At 69.1% G+C, this 14,367-nt stretch carries 11 protein-coding genes; 9 read left to right on the top strand and 2 right to left on the bottom strand.

What is annotated here, in order from left to right; all coding sequences use genetic code 11:
* Positions 1-2: 2 nt before the first annotated feature.
* Positions 3-1,163, bottom strand: coding sequence for a GGDEF domain-containing protein (locus tag ASG12_RS00755; protein ID WP_162243388.1), 1,161 nt, complete (start codon positions 1,161-1,163; stop codon positions 3-5).
* A gap of 114 nt (positions 1,164-1,277) precedes the next feature.
* On the opposite strand from ASG12_RS00755, the gene ASG12_RS00750 reads away from it, so the two are divergent.
* From ASG12_RS00750 to ASG12_RS00740, 3 genes are all read left to right on the top strand, one after another.
* On the top strand, positions 1,278-2,066 hold the full coding sequence (locus ASG12_RS00750; RefSeq protein ID WP_055784157.1) for a lysophospholipid acyltransferase family protein: 789 nt from the start codon (positions 1,278-1,280) through the stop codon (positions 2,064-2,066).
* A 1-nt stretch (position 2,067) separates the two neighbouring features.
* Entirely contained in the window at positions 2,068-2,898 is an 831-nt protein-coding gene (locus tag ASG12_RS00745; protein WP_055784155.1) for a Cof-type HAD-IIB family hydrolase, read from the top strand.
* A gap of 62 nt (positions 2,899-2,960) precedes the next feature.
* Entirely contained in the window at positions 2,961-3,326 is a 366-nt protein-coding gene (locus tag ASG12_RS00740; RefSeq protein WP_156377864.1) for a hypothetical protein, read from the top strand.
* A gap of 12 nt (positions 3,327-3,338) precedes the next feature.
* Here the strand turns inward: ASG12_RS00740 and ASG12_RS00735 are convergent, their stop codons facing one another.
* Entirely contained in the window at positions 3,339-5,531 is a 2,193-nt protein-coding gene (locus tag ASG12_RS00735; RefSeq protein WP_235455694.1) for an N-acetylmuramoyl-L-alanine amidase, read from the bottom strand.
* Positions 5,532-5,766: 235 nt separating this feature from the next.
* Here ASG12_RS00735 and ASG12_RS00730 point away from each other — a divergent pair, with 235 nt between their 5' ends.
* The 6 genes from ASG12_RS00730 to zomB all read left to right on the top strand — a co-directional run bounded on the left by ASG12_RS00730 (position 5,767) and on the right by zomB (position 14,119).
* Entirely contained in the window at positions 5,767-7,434 is a 1,668-nt protein-coding gene (locus ASG12_RS00730; RefSeq protein WP_055784149.1) for a SpoIID/LytB domain-containing protein, read from the top strand.
* Positions 7,435-7,501: 67 nt separating this feature from the next.
* Positions 7,502-8,734 carry a UDP-galactopyranose mutase gene (glf, locus tag ASG12_RS00725; protein WP_156377863.1) on the top strand — a complete coding sequence of 411 codons (1,233 nt, stop codon included), beginning with the start codon at positions 7,502-7,504 and terminating at the stop codon, positions 8,732-8,734.
* Positions 8,731-10,620: a glycosyltransferase gene (locus ASG12_RS00720; RefSeq protein ID WP_055784147.1), complete on the top strand. Its 1,890-nt coding sequence runs from the start codon at positions 8,731-8,733 to the stop codon at positions 10,618-10,620. Before glf ends, ASG12_RS00720 begins: the two co-directional genes overlap by 4 nt.
* Positions 10,601-11,239: a phosphatase PAP2 family protein gene (locus ASG12_RS00715; protein ID WP_055784144.1), complete on the top strand. Its 639-nt coding sequence runs from the start codon at positions 10,601-10,603 to the stop codon at positions 11,237-11,239. The genes ASG12_RS00720 and ASG12_RS00715 overlap by 20 nt, the downstream gene beginning before the upstream one ends.
* A complete protein-coding gene (locus ASG12_RS00710; protein WP_055784143.1) occupies positions 11,236-12,162 on the top strand; it encodes a decaprenyl-phosphate phosphoribosyltransferase in 927 nt (308 codons plus the stop codon). Before ASG12_RS00715 ends, ASG12_RS00710 begins: the two co-directional genes overlap by 4 nt.
* Positions 12,137-14,119: a flagellar motor control protein ZomB gene (gene zomB / locus ASG12_RS00705; protein WP_082501524.1), complete on the top strand. Its 1,983-nt coding sequence runs from the start codon at positions 12,137-12,139 to the stop codon at positions 14,117-14,119. Before ASG12_RS00710 ends, zomB begins: the two co-directional genes overlap by 26 nt.
* The last annotated feature ends 248 nt before the right edge of the window (positions 14,120-14,367 follow it).

Raw genomic sequence — 14,367 nt, 5'->3', positions numbered from 1 at the left:
GGTCAGAGCAGTGCGACGCTCGCCTGGTCGCCCCCGGCGCGCTTCGCCTCGTACATCCGGGCATCGGCGATGCGCAGGGCATCACGGAAGTCCTCGTGCGCCGATCCGGCCGCCGACGGCGCCCCCAACACGACCGCCCCCACGCTCACGGTCATGGCCAGCGCCGCCCCACCATCATCGTGCGGGTCGATCACCGTGCGCAGCCGATGGGCCAGCGTTGCGATCTCGTCGGAGAGCCGTGCGCGGGACCCGGCGACGATCAGCATGAACTCCTCGCCACCACTTCGTCCCAGGAGCGCATCGGCCCCGGCCGCATCGTTCATGGTGGCGGCCAGCCGCCGCAGCACGGCGTCACCCACATCGTGTCCGAAGGTGTCGTTGATGCGTTTGAACCGGTCGACGTCGACGACCACGACGGCGATCCCGGCGTCGGCCGCTCGAGCCGCACGCCACGTCTTCTCGAGCGACGCCTCGATGCCCCTACGGTTGTACAGGCCCGTCAGCGGGTCGCGCACCGATTGCCGGGCGTCGACCGACAGCAATGTCCACGCGATGTGCGACGACACCGGCACACCGCAGACGGCCATCACCATCACGACGACCGCCGAGCCGATCGCCCATCCGTCGACAACGCCGGTCTGATGCACACGCCAGGCCATGAACGCGATGAAGGCCAACGAGAAGGTGAGATGGGCCAGCAGCCACCGCGAACTCACGAAGAACATGCACATCGCGCTGTTGAGCACGAGCAGTGCGCACCCGAACGCCCCGTCGATCGGCGGCAGCGTGAGCATCACCGTCGCCACACCGAGGTCGCCGAAGAGGACGAAACCCACGAAGTAGAGCCGGGCCCGATCGATGGTGTGCGGTAGCGGGACGACCAGGATGAAGAGGATGACGATGCCCTGCAGGACCAGGACCGTGAGGGCGACGTGCGTCCCCACATCTCCCTGTGGCCCGCGCGAACTCAGCAGTGCGAACACCGAACTCACGGCGAGCATGAACGTGTTGGCGGCCAACGTCAGCCGGATCGGCGTCTGGAGCGGCCGCATCGAGTGGTGGTGCACGATCCACAGGTAGTCGTGCGGGGCGAGCAGCCACATCAGCAGAGCGCGCCCGAAGCCGTCGGCGCCGAGCACTGGCGCTCGGTCGAGACGTGACATCTGACGGGACTGGAACACGCGGTGTGCTTTCGGGTCGACGAGGTCAGCCCCCCGATGGGCTCGGCCCACATCATTGCACTCCGGCGGCCTCGCGCGGGTCGATAGGCTGAACGGATGGAACCCGTCTACCGGACGCTCGAGATCGCGGCACATGCCCTGGTCCGGGCGCAGGGGATGCGGCTGTCGGTACGCGACGAGGACAAGCTTCCCGCGAGCGGCGGCGTGGTGTTGGCGGTCAACCACACCGCATACGTCGACTTCCTCGCCGCGGCACTAGGTGTCCACCGCGCAGGCCGTCGTGCCCGCTACATGATCAAGTCGGAGATGATGGACAACCCGTTGGTGCGCTTCCTCATCACCCACACCCACACCGTCCCGGTGGATCGCTCGGCCGGTGCGCAGGCCTATGCCCAGGCTGTCGAGAATCTGCGTGAGGGCTACGTCGTGGGCGTCTACCCGGAGGCGACCATCAGCCGCAGCTTCGAGCTCAAGGAGTTCAAGACCGGTGCGGTGCGCATGGCCGCCGACGCGGCCGTGCCGATCGTCCCGGTGATCGTGTGGGGTGCGCAGCGCCAGTGGAGCAAAGGTGTTCCGCGGGACATGGGTCGCAGTCGCATCCCGGTGTCGGTGCGGTTCGGTGACCCCCTTCATGTGGGTGCCGACGCCGACCCCGTCGCCGAGACCGCCCGCCTCAAGACGCAGATGTCGGAGCTGCTCGACGCCGTGCGCGCCGACTACGGCGACCACCCGGCCGGTGCGCCCTGGGTTCCCGCCTCGATGGGTGGGGGCGCACCCACCCCCGAACAGGCCCACGAGATCGAGGACGCCGAGGCCATCCGCAAAGCGGAGCTACGCGAGCGCAAGCGCGTCGAGCAGGCTCGCCGCGAGAAGGGTCGGGGCTGACATGCGCCGCACGCCGTTCGGGCCACCCTCACTGATCGTCAGCGACGTCGACGGCACCCTCATCGACGGTTCGGAGACGGTGCGCCCGCTGACACGCCGCGCTCTGCGCCGCGCCGCCGAGGAGGGCACTGCCTTCGTGCTCGCGACCGGTCGCCCGCCCCGCTGGATCGCCCCCATCGCCGAGCAGCTCGACCACGTCACCTACGCGGTGTGCGCCAACGGCGCCATCGTCTACGACGTGACCGCCGACGTCGTGCTGCAGTCGGCCACCCTCTCGCCGGACGTGCTGGCCGAGATCGCCGAGATCGCGCGCCGGGAGATCCCCGGGTGCGGTCTGGCCGCCGAACGGGTCGGCGAGAGCGCCCACGATTCGGCGACCGCGCCCTTCGTCGCGGCCGCGGGATACGTGCACGCCTGGCTCAACCCCGATCACGTCGAGGTCGGCGACGACGACATCGTCTCGGCGCCCGCGGTGAAGATGCTGATCCGCAAGCCGGGAGCGTCGAGCGACGCGATGGCCGCGGCCATGACCGCCGCCGTCGGCGACCGTGCCGCGGTCACGTTCTCCACCGACAACGGGCTCATCGAACTCGCCGTGCCCGGCGTGGACAAGTCGACCGGTCTGCGCCGGTTGGCCGAGATCGCCTCTCTGCCGGTCGATTCGGTCATCGCCTTCGGCGACATGCCCAACGACGTGGAGATGCTGCGGTGGGCCGCCCGCGGTGTCGCGATGGCCAACGCCCACCCCGCCGCGCGGGCTGCGGCCGACGAGATCACGACGAGCAACGACAACGAGGGTGTCGGGCGCGTACTGCACCGCTGGTTCACCTGATCGGGGTGCATCGCGCTCGACCCGAGGTCGACAGGCTCCTCCGATTCGGGGACACTGTGGTCGTGAACACAGCACAGGATCGCCGCCCCACCGCCCGCACGATCGCTCTCGGTGTCGCCACGACGGCAGCTGCTGCCGGACTCGTCGCTGCCGGCGCCGGTGCCGCCTCGGCCGCACCGTCGGCCCCCGAGGGGACGTACACCAAGACGTTCACCTCGCGGTACTACCCGACCCCGCAGAGCGCGGTCGTCGGTGCCGAGATCAACCTCTACCTGTTCAACTCGGTGCGCCTCAACGGCAACCAGGCCTGCTCCGAGCAGCGCAACCCGCTGGTCAAGCCCGACAAGCCCACCGGCTGGACGGCCACCATCACCGCCATCTGCCTGCGTGACGCCGGCACCGCCAACTCGAACCAGTCGGTCAACTGACCTGACGCGAGCTCAGTTCGCCGGGCCGGTGCTGGGCACCGGTGCCGGCGCACTGGCACCGTTCATCTGATTGCCCAGGCTGCGGGTGAACTCGTCGATGAACGCCTTGATCACCTGCACCACCACGCCGCTGCTCTTGTTGAAGACCAGCGAACCGAACTGGAACGCCTGGGTGATGATCCCGCTGATCGCGGAGTCCTCCGACCCCGTCGGCAGCCCCAGCGCACTCTTCTCGTAGCCGGCCGCGCCCCACGCCTTCGCGATGGCGCCCTGGACGACCTGCGCCCCGGTCTGCGGCGACCAGTAGATCTTCCCGTTCGTGAAATCGACGTACTTGGCCAACCCGTTCGGGGTGGTCAGCTCTGCGCTGGTCGGCGCACCCAACGCACCGGTGGCCCCGCCCATCGACAACCACTTCTGCGCGATGGCGCCCGGGTCGGTCGCCGACAACACCTGCGTCGCGACCCCGCCCAACGTCGTCGTGTCGCCCGGCGCCGTGGTCGGTGACGGTGTGGCGTCGGTCGGGGCGGACGTCGACGGCGTCGTCGCGGTGGGGGTCGTCGCGGTGGGCGCCGTGGTGCCCGCGGCGGCGAGGTTGCCCGCGGCGACCTCGCGGATCTGCGGGAGCGCGGCGTAGCCCAGCGTCCCGGGGCACTCGGTGTTGTCGTAGTCGCGGTGCCCGCTGATCATCGGCAGTGACGTCGTCTGACCCGCTCCGTACTTCGCGGTGTCGAAGCCGATGGAGGTCAGCGCCGAGGTGCCCTTCGGATCGAGGCCGGCGAGCTTGAGGCGCCACCCGAGGTAGCTGCCCACCGAGCGGATGAGCTCCGGGGTCGGCGCCACGTCGTTGTAGTTGCCGAGCATCGCCACTCCGACCGTGCCCTGGTTGAACCCACCGGTGTGGGTGCCCTGCACGTTGCGGTCGAGCCCACCGAAGGCGCCCTCGAAGATCTGTCCGTACTTGTCGACGAGTGCGTTGTAGCCGATGTCGCACCAGCCGAGTGTCTGTGCGTGATAGGCGTAGATGCCGCGCACGATCTCCGCCGACTGCTCGGGCGTGTAGTCGTTGTTGCCCGCAGAATGGTGCACCACAGCGGCTTTCAGCGTCGGATCGTAGGTCGGCTGATCGCAGCGTTTCGATTCGTCGGCGCCCCACTGTGCGCGGGTGATGACCGGCGGCTGCTGACCGGGCAGCACCGTCGGCAGGCCGAGAGCACCGCCCGAACCGCCGGGGGTACCGGGGTCGATGAGCGCGGCCTTGAGGGTCGAGACCACGTTCTCCAGCACGCTCGGCGTCGAGGGCCCGGTGACCGGGGCCGGTCCGGTTGCCGTCGTGGTGCCTGCGGCGGGAGCCATCGGGTCACCTGCGACCGGCGAGCGCGGGACGGTGAACGCCCGCGGGGCGATCTCGCCGGGGGCGACGGTCATCTCGGGCTTGTCCGCCGATGCGGGGTTCTGCGGAGCGCCGGGGACCGCCGGGGTGGCGACACCGGCGCGGGTGACGGCGACCTGCACGGCCTTGGTGACCCCGACCCAGATCGGTTCGGTGCCGGCAGTGGCTTTGTCGCCGGCACGCGGTCCTCCGTCGGCGGGATCGGCCGAGAGCCATGGACCCCAGCTGCCGTCGGGCTTCTGCGCCCGGATGAATGCGGTCGTCTGGGCCAGCGCCTGCTCGGCGGCGGCCGTCGCGGCCTGCGGTGCGTTCGCGGCGGGTTTCAGGTCGTCCCAGGTGAGGCCGATCATGCTGAACGGCCGGTCGCGGCTGATCTCCTTGACGACCGCGCCCGCGGGGAGGTCAGCCGAGACCGGCGTCCGGGGATCGGTGGTGGGGGCGGGTGCGGTGGTGCTGCTCGCCGACGGCGCCGTCCCCGTCGGGAAGAGATCCGAGGGCAGCAGGCCGGGCGGGAGCACGCCGGAGGGGATCACCTTCGAGAGGTCGGGCAGCGGGATCGACGACAGGTCGATGGGCGGCAGGGTCACGCCGGCCGCGGCGAGGCCCGATCGGACGAGGTCGAGAACGATCGTCGGCACGGTGTTCAGGCCGACCTGGCTGATCGTGGTCGCCTCGGCCGCGAGCGTCGGTCGACGCTGGTCGGTGGTGTTCTCGGGCGCACTACCGCCGATGACGGCGATCACGGGGCTGGCCACGACCACCGCAGCGACGGTCGCCACCACGATCGACGGCCTCGAGCGGCGATATCGCACTGTGAACTCCTCGCGTGACGGTGAATCGCACACGACGAGTCGTCGTACGCAGACCGCCACATCGTGTTGTCGCGACGGGTCCAAGTCCAGAACCGGACACGGCGTGGCGTGCAACTCGTGATGCTGTTGTTATCGCATGGGGCTGTTGTGACTACTAATCGGACACTATCGTCGCTGAAGTCCCATCCATACGCACGCATCACGATGTTCGCCCAACCGCAAAGGACCCCAGCCGATGGCACAACGGGCCACCGACCGACGTCTGCTGACCTCGGCAGCTCTCGGTCTCGCGCCCGTTCTCGTGCTCGGCGCGGGAATCCTCGGCGTCGGGGCCGTCGTCGCGCACCGCGAGATCTCCGAGCCGGTGACCCTGTCGGTGGGCAGTCAGGTCACGTTGATCGGCCACGGGTTCGGACACGGGCGCGGGATGGGGCAGTACGGCGCGTACGGCTACGCCAAGAAGGGTTGGACGGCCGATCAGATCCTCAACCATTACTACGGTGGCACCACCGCGGGGAAGACGGACAAATCCGTGACCGTTGCGCTCACGCGCAACACCACGGCGAATGTGCGTGCGGACGCCGGGATGAGGGTCGGTGGGCAGACGGTGGCGCCCGGACAGGCGGTTCGACTGTCCGGGACCACCGCCACCATCACCGCGGGATGCGGTGGCGCGGTGGTCCGCACGGTCTCGGTGAACCCGCCGACGATCGACCCGGTCAACACCGCGAGCAACCGGCCGGCCAACGAGTGGCTCCGGTTCTGCGGATCGAACGATGCCTACCGCGGCTCCATCGGCCTCGACGGCGGCCGCGTGGTCAACATCGTCGGCGTCGACGACTACACCAAGGGCGTCACCCCCAAGGAGAGCCCCGCGCGCTGGGCCGATTCCGGTGGCGCCGAGGCACTCAAGGCCCAGGCCGTCGCCGCGCGCACCTACGCGCTGGCCGCCACGGCCAAGGGCAAGAAGATCGACGACACGATGATGTCGCAGGTCTACGGCGGTGCCGGCAGCGAGGATCCGCGCACCAACGCCGCCGCCGACGCGACCGCAGGCCAGATCCGCGTGGTCGGTGGCCAGCCCGCGTTCACCGAGTTCTCCTCCTCCACCGGCGGGTACACCGCGGGTGTGAACTTCCCCGCCGTCGTCGACGACGGCGACACCGAGTCGCCCAACCACAACTGGACCGCCACCGTCGGCTCGGGCAGCATCGCCTCGGCCTTCGGCGTCGGCGCACTCACCGGGTTCCAGGTGATCCAGGCCAACGGCCTCGGGGCCGAGAACGGGCGGGCGATCAAGGTCCGCATCTCCGGCAGCAGTCGCACGGTGGAGGCCACCGGCGACGAGGTCCGCTCCAAGCTGCAGCTCAAATCCGCCTGGTTCACCGTCCAGGGCCAGCCGAAACCCCAGATCGTCGCGCCGCCCGCGGGTGTCGGGGCGGGCACGGCCACCCTGCCCGGCGTGCCGTCGGTGCCCGGTGGTGTCCTCCCGTCCCTGGTCGACGCGGTCACCGGCGCGCTCGGCGGGCTCGTCAGCCCGTCCACACCGGGAGCGCCCTCCGCACCGAGCACGCCCGCGGCACCCGGCGCGCCCACCGGGGGCGACCTGTCGACGCTGATCAGCGGACCCATCTCCGCGGTGCTCAAGGCCGCGATCGCGGCCATCGACGCCAAGATCGTCGAATACGGCGGCCCCTCGGGACTCCTCGGCCAGGTCCTCACTCCCGTCCTGCAACTGGCGGGTGGCGGGTTCCTCCAGAAGTTCGCGAACGGCAACGTCTACTTCAGTCCGCAGACCGGGGCGCACGCGCTCGGCGGGTCGGCGCTCACCGACTACGTGGCCAAGGGGGCCGAGGGAGTCCTCGGCCTGCCGACCGCCGACGCCGGCATCCCCACGAGGTGACGCCGGCCGGGTGCACCCGATCGGCGGTGACCCGGTGGGCCATCGCCGTCCGTTACCCTGAGGCCCCGTGGCACCTGACAGCATTGCTGACCCTGCCGTTCGCAGCGCAGCACCCGATTCCTCCTACGACCTGATCGTCGTGGGGTCCGGATTCTTCGGACTCACCGTCGCCGAGCGCACCGCGTCGCAGCTGGGCAAACGGGTCCTCGTGATCGACCGCCGGAACCACCTCGGCGGCAACGCGTACTCCGAGCCCGAGCCGACCACGGGCATCGAGATCCACAAGTACGGGGCGCACCTGTTCCACACCTCGAACAAGGTCGTGTGGGACTACGTCAACCAGTTCACCGACTTCACCAACTATCAGCACCGGGTGTTCGGTCTCTACGAGGGCCAGGCCTACCCGCTGCCGATGGGACTGGGGATGATCAACCAGTTCTTCGGCAAGTCGCACACCCCCGACGAGGCGCGCGCCCTGATCGCCGAGTTGTCCGCCGAGTTCGACAGCGACACCGCGGAGAACTTCGAGGAGAAGGCCATCAGCCTGATCGGTCGCCCGCTCTACGAGGCGTTCATCAAGCACTACACGGCCAAGCAGTGGCAGACCGATCCGAAGAACCTGCCCGCGGGCAACATCACGCGCCTGCCCGTCCGCTACACCTTCGACAACCGGTACTTCAACGACACCTACGAGGGACTGCCGGTCGACGGCTACACCGCGTGGCTGCAGGCGATGGCGAACCACGACCTCATCGAGGTGCGCCTGGAGACCGACTGGTTCGACGTGCGCGACGAGATCCGGGCCGCCAACCCCGACGCGCCGGTGATCTACACCGGTCCCCTCGACCAGTACTTCGACTACTCCGAGGGCGAGCTGGGCTGGCGCACACTCGATTTCGAGACCGAGGTGCTCGAGACCGGTGACTACCAGGGCACCCCGGTGATGAACTACAACGACGGCGACGTGCCCTTCACCCGCATCCACGAGTTCCGGCACTTCCACCCCGAGCGGTCCTACCCGAAGGACGCGACGGTGATCATGCGGGAGTACAGCCGCTTCGCCGAGTCGGGCGACGAGCCGTACTACCCCATCAACACCCCCGACGACCGGACCAAGCTGGCCCGCTACCGCGACCGCGCCAAGGCCGAGACGGCCTCGCAGAACGTGCTTTTCGGCGGTCGGCTGGGCACCTACCAGTACCTCGACATGCACATGGCGATCGCGAGCGCGCTGACCCTGTACACCAACACCGTGGCGCCGCACCTGCGTGACGGCGCGCCGTTGGTGGATTCCGAGTGACGGCCCGGACGCTTCTGCAGCGCGTCATCTTCCCCCGCCGGGGTGAGCCGCTCGACGTCCGTGCGCTCTACCTCGTGGAGTCGGAGAACAACGCCCGTCGCGCGCACGCCCCGACCCGTACGTCGGTGGCACTCGGCGCCGATTCCGAGGTCAGCTTCGAGACGTACTTCAACGCCTTCGCCGCGTCGTACTGGCGGCGCTGGAGCATCCTGCAGTCGGTCGTGTTGCGCGTCGAGGTCGTCGGGACCTGCCGTGTGGACGTCTACCGCTCCAAGAGCGACGGCGCCCGCATCGGCATCGGCGGCGATCTGGTGCCGCTCGATCCTGAGACCGGCACCGGCGTCATCGAGTTCACCCTCGACCTCGGTCCGTTCGAGGACGGCGGGTGGATCTGGTTCGACGTCACCACCGACACCGACGCCGAGATCGTCTCCGCCGCCTGGTACGCCCCGATCGATGCCCCCGGTGGCGACGACACCCGACGGGTCACCATCGGCATCCCCACCTTCAACCGGCCCGACGACGCCGTCGCCGCACTGGCCGCCCTCACCTCCGACCCGCTCGTCGACGAGGTCATCGACGCGGTCATGATGCCCGACCAGGGCACCAAGCTGGTCCGGGAGCAGGACGGGTTCGACGCCGCCGCAGCGGCTCTCGGCGACCGGTTGCGCATGTTCAAGCAGGGCAACCTCGGTGGATCCGGCGGCTACTCGCGCATCATGTACGAGGCGCTGCGCCAGACCGACAGCCCCTACATCCTGTTCATGGACGACGACATCGCGATCGAGCCCGATTCGATCCTGCGGGCGCTCGCCATGTCGCGGTTCGCGCGCGACCCCATGTTGGTCGGCGGACAGATGCTGAATCTGCAGGACCGCAGCCATCTGCACTGCATGGGCGAGAGCATCGACCGTAACCGCTTCATGTGGACCGCGGCGCCGTTCGTCACCTACGACCACGATTTCGCGAAATACCCACTGCGCGATCGCAAGAAGTCGAAGAACCTGCACCGCCGGATCGACGTCGACGGCAACGGCTGGTGGATGTGCATGATCCCGCGGCAGTGCGCCGAGGACATCGGGCTGCCCATGCCGCTATTCATCAAGTGGGACGACTGGGAGTACGCGCTGCGGGCCCGCAAGGCCGGTTACCCGACGGCGACCGTGCCCGGGATCGCGATCTGGCACATGGCGTGGAGCGACAAGGACGACGCCATCGACTGGCAGGCCTACTTCCACCTGCGCAACCGGTTGGTGGTCGCGGCCATCCACCACGACGGCCCGGTGAACGGCATCGTCACCTCCATGGCCAAGGCCACGGTCAAACATCTTCTGTGCCTGGAGTACTCGACGGTCGCGATCCAGAACGAGGCCATCCGCGACTTCCTCGCCGGCCCCGATCACATCCGTGACCTTCTGCCCACGGCGCTGCCGAAGATCGCCGCGATGCGCAAGCAGTACCCCGACGCCGTGGTGCTGCCCTCGGCGACGGCGTTGCCGCGCACCAGCGGCGAGGCGACGGCGCTGGGTGTGAACGCGCCGAGCAACCCGATCACCAAGATGCGTGCCCTGGGTTCGGCCGTGGTCAACAACCTGCGCCCGGCCGATCTGCGACACCACGAGGTGCCGCAGGCCAACTACCCGCCGATCGAGGCGCGCTGGTTCAGCCTCGGCCGCGTCGACGGCGTGACGGTGACGACCGCCGACGGACGCGGCGTCGTCTACCGACAGCGCGACCGCGACATCGCCGCGGCGCTGCTGCGGGAGTCGTTGTCGCTCAACCGTCAGGTGAAGGCCCGGTTCGACGAGATGCGCGCCACCTACCGCGCCGCCGCCGCCGACCTCACCAGTGAGGAGAGCTGGGAACGTGTCTTTGCACAGGAGTGATGGGCAGAACAGTGACCGCGCCGTGTCGGGGGAGGATGCGATCCTCGTGGGCATCCAGTCGGCGCTGGCCGACCGCCCCGGGGTGCTGCCGATCGCGCGCGGCATGTCGCACGTCGGTGAGCACGCGCTGGGATGGATGGCGGCGGCCGGGATCGGTGTCGTGGTGTCGGAACTGCGCGGTGACGAGGTGGCGGCCGCGCGCTACGCCCAGGCCGGGGTCGGTGCCTTCGGCGCCCACGCGGCGTCGGTCATCATCAAGCGCATCGTGCGACGCCCGCGGCCCGCGCACCCCCGCATCGCCGTCGGGGTGTCCACCCCGAGCCGGTTGAGCTTCCCCTCGAGCCACGCGACCTCGACGACCGCCGCGGCGATCCTGCTCGGCCGGGCGGCCGGACTGCCGCCCGCGGCCCTGCCCGCGGTGCTGGTGGCGCCCATGATGCTGTCGCGACTGGTGTTGGGTGTGCACTATCCGTCCGACGTCGCTGCCGGCGCCCTGGTGGGAGCCGCGTGTGCAGCCGCGACCACGCGCAGTGACAGACTGGCTGCGCGCGTGACGCCACGGGTGTGGCGTGCCCTGAGCAGTTCTCGGGGACCGATGCGCGGCATGGGAGTGAGATGAGCGAGGAGCCGGTCGAGACCGCCGAGGTCAAGGGCCCGCCGAAGAACCTGACGAGCGGGCTGATCAAGGCCGTCCGTCCGCGGCAGTGGGTGAAGAACGCGCTCGTGTTGGCGGCTCCGCTCGCGGCCGGTGCGGTCGACGACGGCACGGTGCTCTCCCGCGCGGCCATCGCCTTCGTGGTGTTCTGCATGGCGGCGTCGTGCATCTACCTCGTCAACGACGCCCTCGACGTCGAGGCCGACCGCGCGCACCCCACCAAGCGCTACCGTCCGATCGCCGCCGGCGTGGTGCCGCGGTCGTTCGCCTTCGCCCTCGCGATCGTGCTCGGCGTCGGCGCGCTCGCGCTGTCGTTCCTGGCCAACTGGCATCTCGCGGCGGTCATCGCCGTCTACATCGGCATCCAGCTCGCCTATTGCTTCGGCCTCAAACACCAGGCCGTCCTCGACATCTGCATCGTGTCGTCGGGCTTCCTGCTCCGTGCCATCGCCGGCGGTGTCGCCACCGAACTGCCCAACGGCCTCTCGCAGTGGTTCCTGCTGGTGATGGCCTTCGGATCGCTGTTCATGGCGGCGGGCAAGCGCTACGCCGAACTGCAGCTCGCCGAGCGCACCGGCGCCAAGATCCGCAAGTCGCTCGAGTACTACACGACCACCTACCTGCGGTTCGTGTGGACTCTGTCGGCCACCGCGGTCGTCCTCTGTTACGGACTGTGGGCCTTCGACAAGGAGGCCGGTCACAGCGACAACGTCTGGTACGCGGTGTCGATGGTGCCGTTCACCGTCGCGATCCTGCGTTACGCGGTCGACGTCGACGGCGGTCAGGCCGGTGAGCCCGAGGAGATCGCGCTCGGGGACCGCGTCCTGCAGTTCCTCGCGGTCGCCTGGTTAATATGCGTGGGTGTCGCGGTCTACATCGTCAGCTGAGGCTGACATCACAGATCGCACAGCCATCACCTCCGAGCGCCCCGTGAGCGCGTTCTCCCGTGTCCGCTCGGCGCTGCCCGCGGGCACCTTCGCCATCAGCGCCGTGGTGGTCGCGGCGCTGTTCGCGTCGGGCGCCTGGCAGCGTCGCTGGATCGCCGACGACGGCCTCATCGTGCTGCGCACCGTCCGCAACCTCCTCGCAGGCAACGGTCCGGTGTTCAACAAGGGCGAACGTGTGGAGGCGAACACCTCGACGGTGTGGACCTACCTCATCTGGTTCTGGACCTGGATCACCGACGCGCAGATCGAGTACGTCGTCCTGTGGATCGCCCTGGTGCTCTCGGTCGCCGCCCTGCCGCTGGCGATGTTCGGCACCTACCGCCTGCTTGGCATGTCCGAGCGCGCACCGGCCGCGCACCGCGCCGCGGTGGTCCTCGTCGTCCCGCTCGGCGCGCTGGTCTACATCGCGCTGCCGCCCGCGCGTGACTTCGCGACCAGCGGTCTCGAGGTCTCGCTCTGCATCTTCTGGGTCGCGGTCCTGTGGTGTCAGATGGTCGCGTGGTCACGCCGGTCACCGGAGTCCACCGGAGTGCGCGCCAACGCCTCGACCCTGGCGCTGGGGTTCACCGCGGGGCTGTCGCCGCTGATCCGGCCCGAACTCGCGATCGTCGGCGCGCTCGTGCTGCTGTTGGTGTTCGCCACCACGATGACGTGGCGCATGCGGATCGCGTTCGTCGCCGTCGCCGCAGTGCTCCCGGTCGGCTACCAGATCTTCCGTATGGGCTACTACGGGCTGCTCATCCCGAACACGGCCGTCGCGAAGGACGCCAGTGGGTCGAAGTTCGAGCAGGGGTTCCGTTACCTGGGCAACCTCTTCGGTCCCTATGTCCTGCTGTTGCCGCTGATCGTGGCGCTGCTCGCCCTCGCGCTCGTCTGGTTCGCGCGGTCGCGCTCGCTGCCCGCACCGGTCCGGTCGGCCTCGGTCGGTCGTGTCGCGCGGTTCCGGTCACGCCTCCGGTCACCGGGCGCGGTCGTCGTGGTCATCCTCGTCGCCGGCCTCGTGGAGGCGGTCTACTGGCTGCGCCAGGGCGGCGACTTCATGCACGCGCGCGTCCTGCTCGTCCCGCTGTTCCTGCTCATGCTCCCGGTGATGGTGCTGCCGATCGCGGTGCCCACCTCGCTGCGGGGCGCCGGCGGGATCGTCGGCGTGGGTGTCGCGGTCGCCTCGACGGCCTTCTTCGCGACCACGGTGGTGTGGGCCATCGTCACCTCGCACTCGCCCGGCATGCCCAACGGCACCGACATCGGGCGCAGCGGCATCGTCGACGAGCGGCGCTACTACATCCAGAACATCGGGATCGAGCACCCGGTCACCGCGGAGGACTACCTCAACTACCCGCGCATGCGCGCGATGGTGGAGTCGATCGCCGAGCACTCCGACAAGGGTGGCGTGCTGCTCCCCTCGGGCAACTATGACGAGTGGTACTACGACCCGCTGCCGGTGCCGCCGCCGGCCGGGGTGCCCAAGCAGATCACCGTCTTCTTCCTCAATCTCGGTATGACGAGCATGAATTCATCGCTCGACGTCCGTGTCATCGACCAGATGGGACTGGCGTACCCGATCGCCTCGCACACCGAGCGCCTCGAGGACGCGCGGATCGGTCACGACAAGGACCTCGACACCGAATGGGTGATCGCCGACAGCGGTGCGGTGCCGGTCTACCCGTTCCTGCCGCTCTACCTCGACCAGGACTGGGTGCGACAGGCCAAGGAGGCGTTGACCTGTAAGCCGACACAGGATCTCATCGCGTCCTACGAGGCGCCGATGAACCTGACGCGCTTCCGCCGGAACCTGGTGCAGTCGTTCGATTTCACCGACTACCGCATCGATCGCGTGCCGCGCTACGAGCTGCAGCGGTGCCGTCTGCCCATACCGCCACCGGTCGGGCAGCGCTGATCCGTGACGTTGGCGATCGCTAACATATCGGTTGTGTAACGCGGTGCCGCCTTCGACCGATATGGTCACACGGACCGGTTTCGGCAGGTCACGCCGGTGTGACGGTTTGCCGACGGAACGAGTTCGCAGGTTTGTCAGACGCAATGCCATCCAATAGGCTCCGTTCGGCGCACGTGGATGGCTCCGCGTTGCCGAAATGAGATCGAAGACGGTCGGCCGGTTCGGCGTCGTCGTACGCCGGAGGACCA

It is taken from the genome of Williamsia sp. Leaf354, from assembly GCF_001424365.1.
Classification (GTDB): Bacteria; Actinomycetota; Actinomycetes; order Mycobacteriales; family Mycobacteriaceae; genus Williamsia_A.
The sequence above is the reverse complement of the archived record's forward strand: the minus strand, read 5'-3'. Positions and strand labels throughout refer to the sequence as shown.